Origin of the sequence: Colwellia polaris (genome assembly GCF_002104515.1) — a bacterium.
GTDB classification, from domain to species: Bacteria; Pseudomonadota; Gammaproteobacteria; order Enterobacterales; family Alteromonadaceae; genus Cognaticolwellia; species Cognaticolwellia polaris.
On record NZ_NBOE01000004.1, the window covers coordinates 238,231 to 251,722 of the forward strand.

Annotated in this window: 12 protein-coding genes; 7 read left to right on the forward strand and 5 right to left on the reverse strand. The window is 37.5% G+C overall.

From position 1 onward, the window contains the following. Positions 1–52: 52 nt before the first annotated feature. Positions 53–658: a cold shock and DUF1294 domain-containing protein gene (locus B6A32_RS09425; protein ID WP_085303287.1), complete on the reverse strand. Its 606-nt coding sequence runs from the start codon at positions 656–658 to the stop codon at positions 53–55. 240 nt (positions 659–898) lie between these two features. Between B6A32_RS09425 and B6A32_RS09430 the strand changes: the two genes are divergently transcribed. Beyond that, positions 899–2,035 (forward strand): MltA domain-containing protein, encoded by a 1,137-nt coding sequence (locus tag B6A32_RS09430; protein ID WP_085303289.1) that lies wholly within the window; start codon positions 899–901, stop codon positions 2,033–2,035. A gap of 56 nt (positions 2,036–2,091) precedes the next feature. On the opposite strand, the gene B6A32_RS09435 is transcribed toward B6A32_RS09430, so the two are convergent. From B6A32_RS09435 to B6A32_RS09450, 4 genes are all read right to left on the reverse strand, one after another. Then, positions 2,092–3,996: a polysaccharide biosynthesis protein gene (locus B6A32_RS09435; protein WP_085303292.1), complete on the reverse strand. Its 1,905-nt coding sequence runs from the start codon at positions 3,994–3,996 to the stop codon at positions 2,092–2,094. Positions 3,997–4,133: 137 nt separating this feature from the next. After that, the gene (locus B6A32_RS09440) at positions 4,134–5,315 is read right to left on the reverse strand and encodes a DegT/DnrJ/EryC1/StrS family aminotransferase (protein ID WP_085303294.1); all 1,182 of its coding nucleotides are present in this window, start codon (positions 5,313–5,315) and stop codon (positions 4,134–4,136) included. A 17-nt stretch (positions 5,316–5,332) separates the two neighbouring features. Further along, entirely contained in the window at positions 5,333–5,971 is a 639-nt protein-coding gene (locus B6A32_RS09445; protein ID WP_085303295.1) for an acetyltransferase, read from the reverse strand. Continuing rightward, the gene (locus tag B6A32_RS09450) at positions 5,968–6,570 is read right to left on the reverse strand and encodes a sugar transferase (RefSeq protein ID WP_143327894.1); all 603 of its coding nucleotides are present in this window, start codon (positions 6,568–6,570) and stop codon (positions 5,968–5,970) included. The genes B6A32_RS09445 and B6A32_RS09450 overlap by 4 nt, the downstream gene beginning before the upstream one ends. Positions 6,571–6,704: 134 nt before the next feature. On the opposite strand from B6A32_RS09450, the gene B6A32_RS09455 reads away from it, so the two are divergent. The 6 genes from B6A32_RS09455 to B6A32_RS09480 all read left to right on the forward strand — a co-directional run bounded on the left by B6A32_RS09455 (position 6,705) and on the right by B6A32_RS09480 (position 13,406). Further along, complete coding sequence (locus tag B6A32_RS09455) at positions 6,705–7,136, forward strand: serine O-acetyltransferase (protein WP_085303297.1); 432 nt, start codon at positions 6,705–6,707, stop codon at positions 7,134–7,136. Between the two features lie 9 nt (positions 7,137–7,145). Continuing rightward, complete coding sequence (locus tag B6A32_RS09460; protein WP_085303299.1) at positions 7,146–8,282, forward strand: glycosyltransferase; 1,137 nt, start codon at positions 7,146–7,148, stop codon at positions 8,280–8,282. Beyond that, positions 8,194–9,372, forward strand: coding sequence for a glycosyltransferase (locus tag B6A32_RS09465; protein ID WP_143327895.1), 1,179 nt, complete (start codon positions 8,194–8,196; stop codon positions 9,370–9,372). The genes B6A32_RS09460 and B6A32_RS09465 overlap by 89 nt, the downstream gene beginning before the upstream one ends. Continuing rightward, positions 9,359–10,684 carry an O-antigen ligase family protein gene (locus B6A32_RS09470; RefSeq protein WP_085303304.1) on the forward strand — a complete coding sequence of 442 codons (1,326 nt, stop codon included), beginning with the start codon at positions 9,359–9,361 and terminating at the stop codon, positions 10,682–10,684. The genes B6A32_RS09465 and B6A32_RS09470 overlap by 14 nt, the downstream gene beginning before the upstream one ends. Next, on the forward strand, positions 10,685–12,199 hold the full coding sequence (locus B6A32_RS09475; protein ID WP_085303306.1) for an oligosaccharide flippase family protein: 1,515 nt from the start codon (positions 10,685–10,687) through the stop codon (positions 12,197–12,199). It abuts the gene before it with no gap. A gap of 97 nt (positions 12,200–12,296) precedes the next feature. Continuing rightward, complete coding sequence (locus B6A32_RS09480) at positions 12,297–13,406, forward strand: glycosyltransferase family 4 protein (protein WP_085303308.1); 1,110 nt, start codon at positions 12,297–12,299, stop codon at positions 13,404–13,406. Positions 13,407–13,492 lie beyond the last annotated feature (86 nt).

Genomic DNA, 13,492 nt, shown 5'->3' on the forward strand with positions numbered 1-13,492 from the left:
AGAAGTTATTGATTTATATTGCTGAATTCATATCGACATTTTAGCTTAAACCTCAGTTAAAAATTGCTAAAAATTTAGCTCCAGCCGAAGTATGTAACCCTATTAACATGCCAAGGTTAATCATAACGGTTAGCCAAAATATAACGCGAAAGTCACGCTTTGATGATTTATGTCGTAATAGTTGCTGGGCTAATGCCGCACCTGGCCAACCGCCAGCTAAAGCAAGTATATGTAAAGTGCCTTCAGATGTTCGCCAAGCTTTGCGCTTTGCTTTAGATTTATCAAAGGCATAAATAAGATACGTTATAAAGCTGAGAGAAAGATAGAACAGCATTATTTTTTGCGGAAAATAACCTAAAAACGCTGTAATCACGAGCAACGCAAGAAAAGTAAGTGATAAGAAAATTGAGAATAGACTAACTTTTTTAGGCTTTTTTTGCTTTAATTTTTCACCGGAAAATGTTGCCTCACACGCGCAATATCTATTGTCGCTATCTTTGGTGATTGAAAAGGTAATAACGTCTTTTAATTTTGGCTCTCTTTGGCGATTTTCAAAAGCGGATTTATGAATAAACACATGGCTTCCGCCGCCAGTAGGAGCAATAAACCCATATGCTTTATCAGCATGCCATTTAATTAACTGTCCTTTTAAACGCACTGTATTGATCCTTCTATACGATATCATCCATGATAAGTTTATAATGAGGTTCCTGGTAAACCAGTTTGGTTTACTTATTTAAGACTACCCCATAATGTAAAAAATAACACTATGGCTAAATATGAATTTAGTAACAAAAAATATCAAATAATATTTAATTATGATTTATAGATGTCTGTGCTAGCGTAGTTTTTTAGATTGTCATACCATGGTGTTCTCTTTTAATTAGTGATTTTACTGATGCGATTTTCTTTTTCTTTATATTTTTCTTTGCTCTTCTCTATAACAGCAACAGCTCATGCCTTCACAGAAGCCCCAGTGAGTTTTTTTGCGCTAGATAAAGCCCCTGAACTTGGAAAGATGGCAAATTTTAAAGCTAGTGCACTATGCAATGTAGCGGATAAAACTCAGTATTATTTAGCGAATTTTAGTGAAGATAAATTTGCAGTACATGCTGGAAAGGTATTTGATGAAAGCGTTACGCTTTCGAGGGTTGAGCAAACTTTAGCGTTTATTTGCCAAACTTATCGTGAAGATGTTCGAGCTAATCGCCATAGTCGTTTACATGACCCTGACTTTCTCACTAGTTACTTTGATTTCTATCGTTGGACACCTGATATTGCAAGCGCACGCTCAATCGCCCTTAAAAGTACCAACGCTAGAAAAACAAGTATGTTAAATGATATTCCTACAGACAAAATATTTTTAACTAAGTATTACACTAAATTATTAACTGCCAGCGATGTTAAAACCTCGGTTTATAATCAGGCTTTATATGCGTTGCCCTATGATGAGCTAGGCTTAACGTTAGCTGAAGCGAATAATGACCCAACCATTACCCGTAATAAGTTTACTCGCCAAGAAATAATTTCTGGCGTATTAGAAGAGAAAAAATTAGCTAAAGCGTTAATTTGGTTAACAGAAGAAGCACTGCATGACGTGCTATTGCAAGGCACAGGTGTTGTTGACGTTAACGGTGTGCGACGTTACTTTAATGTTCATCGTAATAACGGCATTGCTTATGATTATGCGATAGGTAAGCGTGATCAAGCGCGCTATTGGTATTTTTCAGAAGTGCCTAGCATTATGGGTTATGGTGAAACGCTTGAAAATAAAATAGCGATTCAACCACAAGTGTCTTTTGCAGGCAATGTTGCTGATCTCGGCTTAGGTAAGTTATTTATGGTGAGCTATAAACAAGCAGATAATGAAGTATCACGTTTAGGGGTACTGTCTGATCAAGGTGGTGCTTTTGACAATAATTTATTTCAATTAGATTTATTAGTTGATAGTTACTTTGGCTGGAAAGATTATCATCAAGCTAATAAACAGTTACCTGATTATGCCAACGCTTGGCTAATGCTTATTAAGCTGTAGCTCACTTTTAGTGCTAACGGCGTAAGCGCTATTTAAATAGAGCAAGAGAGTATTAGCTAAGCCACAATACTACAAACAGGTTGCTTTTTTTCTGCTTGGTTTATAGTTTCAATTGTTGGTTTGTAATCAAGTGGTGCCGCGATTAATATTTGACGAATTTTAGCTTCATCTTCATCACACATAGCGTCTTTTAATTGATCAATTATTTTTGCCACATCACTATAATGCAATGAACGCTCGTTGGCGGTTAATATACGCTGGTGTTTAGTTTTACTTGCCTGATCACCAATAAGTAATTCCTCGTACAGTTTTTCCCCCGGTCGTAAACCGCTGTACTGTATTTCAATATCACCGAGTGGGTTGGCAACATCTTTAACTGTTAAGCCCATTAAATGCGTCATTTTATATGCTAAGTCGACTATTTTTACTGGTTTACCCATGTCTAATACAAAAACGTCACCACCAGTGCCCATAGCTCCTGCTTGAATTACTAACTGTGCAGCTTCTGGAATGGTCATAAAGTAACGAATAATATCGGGATGGGTAATGGTGATAGGGCCGCCACGCTTAATTTGCTTTTTAAATAGCGGTACTACTGAGCCAGAAGAGCCTAATACATTGCCAAAACGTACCATGATAAAACGCGTGTTATGATCTTTTTTAGCAAAACCTTGTAGTACCAATTCAGCTAAGCGTTTAGTGGCACCCATTACATTGGTAGGCCTTACTGCTTTATCGGTAGAAATAAGCACGAAAGTCTCTACTTCACAGTAGATAGCAGCTTGAGCGATTTCATATGTGCCCAATACGTTATTAGTTACCCCAGCAATAACGTTATTCTCAACCATAGGAACATGTTTGTATGCCGCGGCATGATAGATAGTTTGTACTTTGTGCTTATGAAAAATATGGCTCATTAACATGCCATTTTGCACATTGCCAATTAAAGGCTCTATGTGCAGAAGGTTAAGGCTTTCTGCTAAAGTTTCAGTTAATTCTTGGTGAATTTCGTATAATAACGCCTCACTCACATCAAGTAATATCAGTGCCTTGGGCTTGTTTAGTACGATTTGTCGACACAGCTCTTTACCTATTGAACCACCAGCACCCGACACCATAACGACTTTGTCAGTAATATTGGCACTGAGTAATTCTGCAATGGGCTCAACCGGCTTGCGGCCAAGTAATTCATCAACAGAAACTTCTCTTAATTCATCTATACCACGTTTGCCCGATACTATATCTGACATGTCAGGCACAATTAATAACTCAAGGGCATAGGGCTCTAAGTGCGCAACAATTTGCTTTAAGCGCGCTGGGTCAACGGTAGGTATGGCAATTAATACTTTGAATTGACCATGCTTTTTAATTAACTTTGCAATATCTTGATGCGAGTGGATTTTAAGCCCTAAAACTCTACGACCTACATAGCGTTTCTTTTCATCTAGAAAAGCTAATGGTTGATACTTTTTACCTTGAGATAAGGCATGCACCAGTTGCCTGCCTGCACTACTGGCGCCGTAGATAACCACACCTTCTCGTTCATCAAATAAATTCTTTCTTGAAATTATGCTAACTAATGCTCTTGCCCCAGCAATGTTGATACTGGCAATAACGAAAAATACTATCGGTACAGAACGAGGAATGAATGCGTCAAAAACTAGGCTGCTTAAATAAAAAATAAAACAGGCAACAAGCAGTAATACTTGAACTTTGAGGAAGGCTTTGGCATTGAAAAACCGTACAAAAGAGCTGTAAACATCGAAAATATAAAACAGTGTTAGTGTTGATGTTGCTACTGCAACGAAAGCAATGTTTTCGTGAAGAGAAAATTCAATATTCTCGATACCTAAGCGAATAATATAAGCAAAATAAAATGCTACTGCTAGAGAGAATAAATCGTATATTACTGCTAATAACAACTTAATAGCACTTGGAATTAAGTCAATTCGTCTAACCATGAAAATGTACCCTACTACACGCCGTTTTTAATGCAAACTGCATTAACGATCTTGATTAAGTATTCTTGCAACATATGGTTACATTGTCATTACTTAATTTAACAAATGCTATAGATATTTACTCTCGATACAGCGATTTACAGTTTGTTATTAATAATATCAAGCGCTTGGGTGAGTGATTCACACACATTACTTATTTCACTATTAGTAATTGTTGGGTGCACTAAGAACATTAAACTTGTTTCACCAAGCATTTTTGCTTGTTTTAACGCCACTTTTGGCTGAAGCTCTGTATTATCGAAAGCCTTTTCTTTATAAACTTCTGAGCAGCTTCCAGAATAACAAGGTACATTAAGCGCATTAATTGCAGTGAGAACATCGTCTCGTAAGACACCTGCAGGTAGTTTGCTTTGATCGACAAATACGTAACACTTGTAGTAAGCATGTTGAATATAATTTGGCACTGTTGGTACGATTAACCATGAATATTGACGACATACTTGGAATATTTTTTCCGCATTTTCATTACGTAGTTTGGTCCAAGTTGGCATACGCTTAAGCTGGATGCGACCAATTGCTGATTGCATTTCAGTAAGGCGCCAATTGGTACCAAAACTCTCATGTAACCAACGATAACCAGGTGGGTGCTGTTTTTCATAAACCGCCGCATACGATTTTCCATGATCTTTAAAAGCCCATGCTTTGCGCCAAAGGTTTTCGTCGTTAGTTGTTAACATTCCACCTTCACCACCCGTGGTCATTATTTTATCTTGGCAAAATGACCAAGCACCAATATGGCCAATACTTCCAACCGATTTTCCTTTGTACTTGGTACCATGAGCTTGCGCGCAATCTTCTATTACATATAAATTATGCCGCGTGGCTAGTGCCATAATATCATCCATTTCACAAGGCCAACCGGCTAAGTGAACACATATAATGGCTTTGGTTTTATCGGTTATTACGGGGTTAATTGTTGCAGCGCTAATGTTTTGACTGTCAAGTTCAACATCGGCAAAAATAGGCGTTGCACCCGCATTAATAATACTACTGATGGAAGCGATAAAGGTTCTGGAAGTTACAATAACTTCATCACCTTGGCTAATATTTAAAGCATGTAAAGCCAAGTCTAACGCCAAAGTACCATTAGCAACGGCCACGGCATATTTACAGTCAGTATACTCGGCAAACTCTTTTTCAAACTCTCGGCCTTGTTGGCCAGTCCAGTAATTAACTTTATTTGATTGTAAAACTTGGCTAACCGCAGTTATTTCTTCTTCGCTAAAGCTAGGCCATGGTGACAGATGCGTATTGAGCACAGGTGATCCTATAAAATTTAAATGAGTGAACGAACAGGGAGGGCAGGTACGCCCATGTACAGTTGATTACTTTGGGTAGATTTTGTGATTACTGCGCCTGCACCAGATTGGGTGTTTGGGGCAATGGTAATATATTCAACAACGGCACTGCCGATACCCAACCATGATAATTTGCCAACCTTAACACCGCCGGCAATATTGACTCCTGGAGAAATATGGCAATAAGCCTGAATATGACAATCGTGATCTATAGTTGCCGCGGTGTTAATAATACAACCTTCATCAATGCGTGCGCCAATATTAACCACAGCATTGGCAAAAATAACGACGCCATAGCTAATCGAACTATGTTGGCTAACAAAGGCCGTAGGATGAATTAATGTTGCTAGGTGGCACTGTTTGGCCACGAGCTGCGCTATTAATTTAGCCCGTATTGTGTTGCTGCCAATAGCAACAATAAAATCGGCGTTTTCACGGTAATTAACCCAGTTGGCGGTAGGGCCAGACACTTGCCAATGGCTATTCGCGTTGAGTTTATCTAAGCAGTCATCAAGAAATATAATGTTATTGTAGTAACCTAGGCTTAAGGCACAGTCGGCGACAACCAAGCCATGACCACCAGCACCAATAATTACTAAAGTTTTGTTTTTATTCATGATTGGCCTGTAAATTTGCTCATGGTAGCTTCACCTTCGGCGTTAATGTCGGCTTGTGAGAAAACCTTTTTAATGGTCAGGTAGATAATTTTAATATCTAACCACAAAGATTGGTTCTCAACATACCAAACATCGAGTTCGAATTTTTCTTGCCAGCTGATCGCGTTACGGCCATTAACCTGTGCCCAGCCGGTAATACCTGGTTTTACGTCATGCCTTTTTGCTTGTACTTCAGAATATAATGGCAAGTATTCAATCAGTAACGGTCGAGGACCCACTAAGCTCATATCACCTTTTAGTACGGACAAAAGTCCTGGTAGTTCATCTAAACTGGAATTTCTGAGTTTTATGCCAAAAGGCGTTAAACGTTCTTGATCTGGTAAAATATTACCATTTTTGTCTTGAGCATCTCGCATGGAACGAAATTTTTTCATGGTAAAGATTTGACCATTCAATCCAGGACGTTTTTGGCTGAAAAGTACTGGTTTACCAAGGTTTTTAGCAACTTTAAAAGCAACAAAAATATATACAGGTGAGAGAATAATTAGCGCTGATAAGGCCGCTAATATATCAATAATTCGTTTGATAATTTTATACATAATAACTGGCCAGCCTTCAGGAAACCGAAAGCTGAAATGTTCCGTTTTCGCTTTTTGACTTTATTTTCCAATATAACAGGAGTAAATTGAACAGTACAATAATAACAAATCGATTTTCATATCTAAGTTTTCTTATGCACGCTGTTGTTCGTTTATATTATTTATCACGTTGGTGCTATTTAAAAAAAATCCCTTTATTACCAAAACTAATTCACTATTTTATTCGTATTATTTTTGCCTGTGACGTTAAGTATACCGCCGAAATTGGTGAAAACGTTGGTTTCTTCCATAATGGCTTGGGTGTTGTAATTCATAAGCACGCTAAAATAGGTGACGGTACCTGTTTATACCAAAATGTTACCATAGGTGGGAATGGTAAATCTGAAGCAGAAAATGGTATTCCCGTGATCGGTAAAAATGTATTTATTGGTGCCGGAGCGGTAATACTAGGTCCTGTTACCATTGGAGATAATGCTCGCATTGGTGCTAATTCGGTCGTATTAAATGACGTTGCAGCAAATACTACCGTGGTAGGATCTCCGGCTAAGATAATTACAAAACGCTAAGGTATAGATGTGAATAAACCTAATAAAATAAGCGTTTTACATGTGTTTATGAATTTAAACCTAGGCGGTGCAGAAAGCCGTATTATGGATTTATTTCGTAGCCAAGACCCTGATGTTTTGACCAATGACTTTGTCATCATGACCGATGAGCATTGTTATTTTACTGATGAAGTTCTCGATAAAGGCGGTAATATCCATGTAATTGATAGTCCGCGTAAGGGAATTGTCAAAAATCTTAGGCAGTTATATCAACTACTCAAGACTAACCCTCAATATGATGCGCTGCACGCCCATACTTCTTACTATTCTGGTTTGTGTGTTTTTATTGCTTTTTTGGCAGGCATTCCAGCGAGAATAACCCATGCTCGCAATACGAGTACTGGCGCAAATAATTTATCATCTAAAGTTATGCTACTGGTAGGTCGATTGCTAAGTTCGGCATTTGCTACTAAACGTTTTGCTATTTCAACCGACGCTGGCATTTTTTTGTATGGTAAGGGCAAAAACAAAAGACATTTTGAAGTGGTGCCTAATGCTTTTGATTTTCGCAAAGTAAGACATAAAAGTGCTATTAATGATCAAGAAAAAATAACATTCAACCTCAAGCCTAATCAACTTAATATTGTTTGTGTTGGCCGTTTTTATACGGTTAAAAATCATGATTTTTTATTATCAGTGATCAGTAAATTCGTGCAAGTACGCCAAGATTTTTGTTTGCACTTAATTGGTGATGGCGAGCTAAAAGAAAAACTACAAGCTCAGGTTATAGCTTTGAAACTTGAAAACCATGTAAAGTTTTGGGGTAAAAGAGCTGATGTGGATCAGTTATTGTCTTTATTTGATGTGATGGTGATGACTTCAAAAAATGAGGGTCTTGGTGTTGCCGCATTAGAAGCACAAGCCGCTGGGTTGCCTTGTGTGTTATCAACGGGTATTCCTGAAGAAGCCGATATGAGGTTGGGGTTATGTCGTTATATTGATTTAAATGCTGGGTTTGAGCCTTGGGTAAAAGCCATTGAAGAACAAGCTGAGTTAGCAACCGTGAGTAAAGTGGTGATTGACCAACAATTTGAACAACGTGGTTACAGTTTATCAGCAACTCGTCAGCGCTATTTGGATGCATATTTACGTAATGAAAAAAATTAGAATATTGCAGGTTATTCCTGCGCTGACCTTAGGCGGTATATCGTCTGTGGTGATGAATTGGTATCGACATTTAGATGACAGCAAATATCAGTTTGATTTTATTAGTTTTAATGATGGTCCACTCAGAGCTGAAATTACAGCACTTGGGGGGAATATATTTATTATTCCTACGATAAAGCAAAAACCTTTTCAGCACTTAAAAGCGCTAAATGAAATTCTTTCCAACCAGAATAAGTACGATGTTGTGCATGTACATAACAGCTTTAAAAATGGTGTTTTACTGGGGTTGGCAAAACAAAAAGGTATTAAGGTAAGAGTGTGTCACTCTCATACCAGTGGTGTTGAAAACAAATTTTTATTGCCATTTATGTCGTTATTTAAAGCAATTGTTACTCGCGCAAGTAATGTGCATTTAGCCTGCGGTAAGGAAGCGGGTGAGTTTTTGTATGGCAATAAGTCTTTTACGGTGATCAATAATGCTATATCAGTACAGCGATATTTAGCAGATAAACAAGATACGAATAACATAAAAACGCAGTTTTCTTTACCAAAGAATAAACAATTAGTGTTACATGTTGGGCGTTTTTCAATAGTAAAAAATCATCAGTTTTTATTAGAGCTAGCAAAAGATAAAACACTCAACCCTGCTATACATTTTGTTTGTGTTGGCGAAGGGCCATTAAAAGCCGATTTTGCTGAAGCTATTCAACAAGAAGCTGTGCAGGCTCGTTTCACGTTATTAACTGCAACACCTGATATACCTTTATTATTAAAAAGTGCAGATGCTTTTATTATGCCGTCGCTATTTGAAGGCATATCGGTAGCTTTATTAGAAGCACAAGCAGCCGCGCTACCTTGTTTAATTTCAAATACAATCGCGAAAGCATCAGACATGGGTTTAGCGCTAGTAACTTTTAACCCGCTTGACGATCTATCACCTTGGCTGATGCAATTAAATAATTTACCTTTGGTTGAGTTAACCGCAGATAAAGTTACTGAAGCATTTTTAGAGAAAGGTTTTTCTACCGAAAGCGTGTTAGCACAATTAACCAATATTTATAGCTCGCGTGATAAGTATGCTCGCAACTAAATTATCGCAACTATTGAAGGTAGAGGTTGGGTTATGCGCTTTGCTTATTGTGTTATATGGCATCACTAATAGCGCACCTTTATTATTAATTGTTGTGCTAATTGGTGTTATTTGTGCATTTTTATTACCCTTTGGGCGTAGCATTCAATTAGCTATTTTTTTGTTGCCTTGTACGGAAGTTTTTACCCAGTCACCTTATATTTCCATATCATTACTTACTTGCATTTTTCTGGCGATGTTTGGTCGATATTTAATGACGCATGTGGCACATACACATTACTCTCAGCCTGGCTTGTTATTAATGTTATTGGTACTTGTGTATGAGCTAATGCATATATTATATAACCCAGCAATGGCTTCATTTGTAACTGTGCGTTGGTCTATATTTTTTATTTTTACGTCCTTGCTTTTATTTGATAAGAATAAATATTGTACGTTTTCTCAGTTGCGTTTTGTGTTGTTATGCGGGGTAATTACCTCAACACTGTTTGGTTTAGTGCATCAGTATTTTGGTGCTGCAGCTGCACACTCTGTGAAAACTATTGCTCGATTTGCAGGTGGTGCGGGTGATCCTAATAACTTTGGGTTGTTTTGTTTATTACTGATTTATTTCTACTTACCCGTAGTACCAAGAGCAAAGGTCTCGAGATCAACATTTTTAATTATTTTACTTATGCTAGCTTTTGGGGCACTTACCGTATCTCGTAGTTTTTTTATTGTTGCGACTTTAAGTTTATTTACCTATTTTATTTTTTATTTTCGTTCGGCAATAGGCGATATCTTTGTAAGATTCCTGCTGTTATTAAATTTTCTCCTGATATTATTTTGTTTATATTGGATAAGCGGTGCGTCGTTTATCGGCGATTTAGATATATTTGTTCGATTCAATGGCAATAATTTATCCGACTTAACGGGCTCTCGAAGTGATATATTACAAGCTTATCTGCAATTATTTTTAGATTTACCTTATAATTTTGTGCTATTTGGTGCCGGCATTAATGGTTACTTAGTGCATTATAATCACTATTTTTTACAGGCTGGCCTATTTAACGAAGTTGTAGGGCCGCACAATACCTTACTTGAAATAATGATAAGTTTTGGCGTAATAGGTTTTACCTTGTTTGCAACTTATATCTATTTCGGCTTTCGGGCAGAAAGGAACCGTGTAGCTAGTAGTCATATATTTCGTTTAGCTTGGTTACCCATTTTAGTCTTTTTATTATACTGCTTTAGCCTGCAAAACATTGGAAAATATAGTGGATACTTTATATTAATGTTGATCGTATATAACACCTATAGAAAAGACACCTAGATGACAGATTTAAGCCGTGAAAGGCGCAATGGCATCTTATTAAGCTATGGCTCAATCGCCATTCGAAATATAGCTGCCTTACTTTTAATCCCTTTTATTATAAATCACTTAGGGGTTAGCGATTATGGCATTTATAGCTTGGTTTCTGCCTTGGCTGGTTACCTTATTGTATTGGAGTTTGGTTTAGCAAATACCACGATTCGCTTTTTATCTGTTTATCAGGCAAATAACGAAAAAGACAAAGCTTCTGAATTTATCAGTAGTATGGTTGTGATATATGGTGCTTTAGCAACCTTTGTTGTTGGTGTCGGTTTAATTGTTTGGTACAAATTGCCAGCGATTTTTCAGCAGTCTATGACCCTAGCTGAAATTCAATTACTGCAGGCCGCTTTTTTAGTATTGCTAGTAAATGTAGTGATTACGTTAATGAGTAATTCGCTTACCGGTATTATTAGTACGTACCAACGTTTTCGCTTCCAAAAGACCACGGATATCTTAGTATTCATTGCTCGTTGCAGTATTGTTGTTGGCTGTTTGGAGGCAGGTTATGGCGTATTGGCTATTGTTGTTATCGATACCTTTACCAACCTGGTGCACAGCATCATTCGTTTTTGCTATATAAAACAGAATATTGATATTCAATTCAAGGCAAAGTTACCGAATAAAGCGACGTTAAAAGAGATATTTATCTATTCATCTTTTATTGCGCTCAATGTGTTAGTTAACCAAATCAACTGGCGCGTAGACAACTTAATTATTGGCACATTAACCAACAGTAAATCTTTGGGTATTTTCAATATTGGAAGCCAGTTGCTGTTCAGTTTTATTGCATTCTCCAGTGCTATTTCGAATATTTTTGTCCCTAAAATTGTTCAAATGGTTAAACAAGAAGTATCGAATACTGTACTAATGTCACAATTGTGCATTATTGGTCGGTATCAAATGATAGTACTAGGTTATGTATTTGCTGTATTTGCTGCTTTTGGTGAGTTATTTATCCAGCTATTTGTTGGTGATGACTTCTCTCAGGCTTATTGGATTGCGTTAATTCCTATGCTGCCCTTTATGTTCGTATTGGCTCAAACGTCGACCAATGCAGTATTACAAGCGCTAAATAAACATAAGGTTCGCAGTTTGTTGTTATTGGTTACCGCAATAGCAAACATTATTATCTCCATTATATTAGTAAAGAAAATAGGTATGGTAGGTGCTTCTTGGGGTACCGCCTTTGCTTTATTTGTTGGTGAGCTATTGTTGGTGAATATCTATTTATACCGCGTTATAGGCTTAAACATGTGGCATTTATATCGTGAATTAATACGCTACTCGTTGCCCGCAATAGTACTAACCTTGGTCTTCGCTTTTACAATAACAGATTATATAGCAGCCACTTGGCTTGGATTGTTTATTGCCTGTGGGCTTACTGGCGTTATTTATGCCATATGTAGCTATTTTGTAAGTTTAATACCGAGCGAGCGACAGAAAATAAATCGGTTGGTCTTGAAAGGAATATGAAAAATCTTAGCCTATGATGCTGTTTTATAAGCAGTATTTTATTGTAATAAAACATAGGTGCTTATTGAATCATTACATTTTATTTTAAGGCAGTATTTTGAAAATAGTAATTATTGGCGCTTACCCTAATTCTATCATTGGTTTTCGGGGTCCCTTGATTAATGCATTTGTTAAAGCAGGGCACGAGGTAATTGTGATGACAGCACCAGCCTCAGAAGAAGTTGTAAGTGAAGTTACCGCGTTAGGTGCAAGCTTTAGACCTTATTCAGTTGAGCGTAATGGATTAAACCCAGTTGCTGATCTAAGTACATTATTCGAGATTAAAAAAGCTTTAAAGTCATTAAAACCCGATCATGTACTCGCCTATACGATTAAACCGATTATTTGGGGCGGAATTGCCGCTCGTTTTATCGGCTTTAAAAACTTCCACGCGATGATAACGGGGTTAGGTTATGCCTTTGAAACAGGCAGTTTTGCCCGTAATTTGGTTAATATAATCGTTAAGCACTTATATAAATTCTCATTAACCAATGCGAAAAGCGTTATTTTTCAAAACCAAGATAATCGACAGCTATTTGTTGAGTTAGGGTTAGCTGATGCCAACAAGTGTTATCGTGTATTTGGCTCCGGTGTTGATATTTCGGCTTACCAAAAGCAACCCTTACCTGAGCAAGCAACAACCTTTTTACTGATTGCTCGCCTGTTGGGTGATAAAGGTATAAGAGAGTTTGCTGAGGCCGCCAAAATAGTAAAACAAAGTTATCCTAACGTTAAGTTTCAAGTGTTAGGTCCTTACGATAGTTCACCAGATAAAATTAGTGCTAGCGAAGTAGCTCAGTGGCAAAAACAAGGCCATATTGAGTATTTAGGGGAAACAGATAACGTTAAGCCTTATATTCAAGCATGTCATATATACACATTACCTTCTTATCATGAAGGCTTACCAAGAACCGTATTAGAAGCCATGAGCATTGGGCGACCCATATTAACCACCGATGCTGTAGGGTGTCGAGATACAGTAGTGAATGGCGAAAATGGTTGGTTAGCACCTCCGCGTGATGCTGGTGCCTTAGCAGTTAGAATGATTTGGTTTATTGAAAACCCAGAGCAGTGGCAAAAAATGGCAGCAGCTAGCCGACTTATGGTGGAAGAAAAGTTTAATGTAACGCAGGTAAATGAAGCCATTAGTAACATTATGCAACTTTAATCGCGGGTGTTGGTGGCGGGTGTTAACTGCTGTGTTTTTGAAAGCTTTCTTTGTAAAACAATAATAAACAATACAAATGATATTGA

Bases quoted from the DNA above. Each gene is read 5' to 3' on its own strand.
- B6A32_RS09430 (WP_085303289.1), top strand. From the start codon at position 899: ATGCGATTTTCTTTTTCTTTATATTTTTCTTTGCTCTTCTCTATAACA.
- B6A32_RS09435 (WP_085303292.1), bottom strand. From the start codon at position 3,996: ATGGTTAGACGAATTGACTTAATTCCAAGTGCTATTAAGTTGTTATTA.
- B6A32_RS09445 (WP_085303295.1), bottom strand. From the start codon at position 5,971: ATGAATAAAAACAAAACTTTAGTAATTATTGGTGCTGGTGGTCATGGC.
- B6A32_RS09450 (WP_143327894.1), bottom strand. From the start codon at position 6,570: ATGTATAAAATTATCAAACGAATTATTGATATATTAGCGGCCTTATCA.
- B6A32_RS09455 (WP_085303297.1), top strand. From the start codon at position 6,705: ATGCACGCTGTTGTTCGTTTATATTATTTATCACGTTGGTGCTATTTA.
- B6A32_RS09470 (WP_085303304.1), top strand. From the start codon at position 9,359: ATGCTCGCAACTAAATTATCGCAACTATTGAAGGTAGAGGTTGGGTTA.
- B6A32_RS09475 (WP_085303306.1), top strand. From the start codon at position 10,685: ATGACAGATTTAAGCCGTGAAAGGCGCAATGGCATCTTATTAAGCTAT.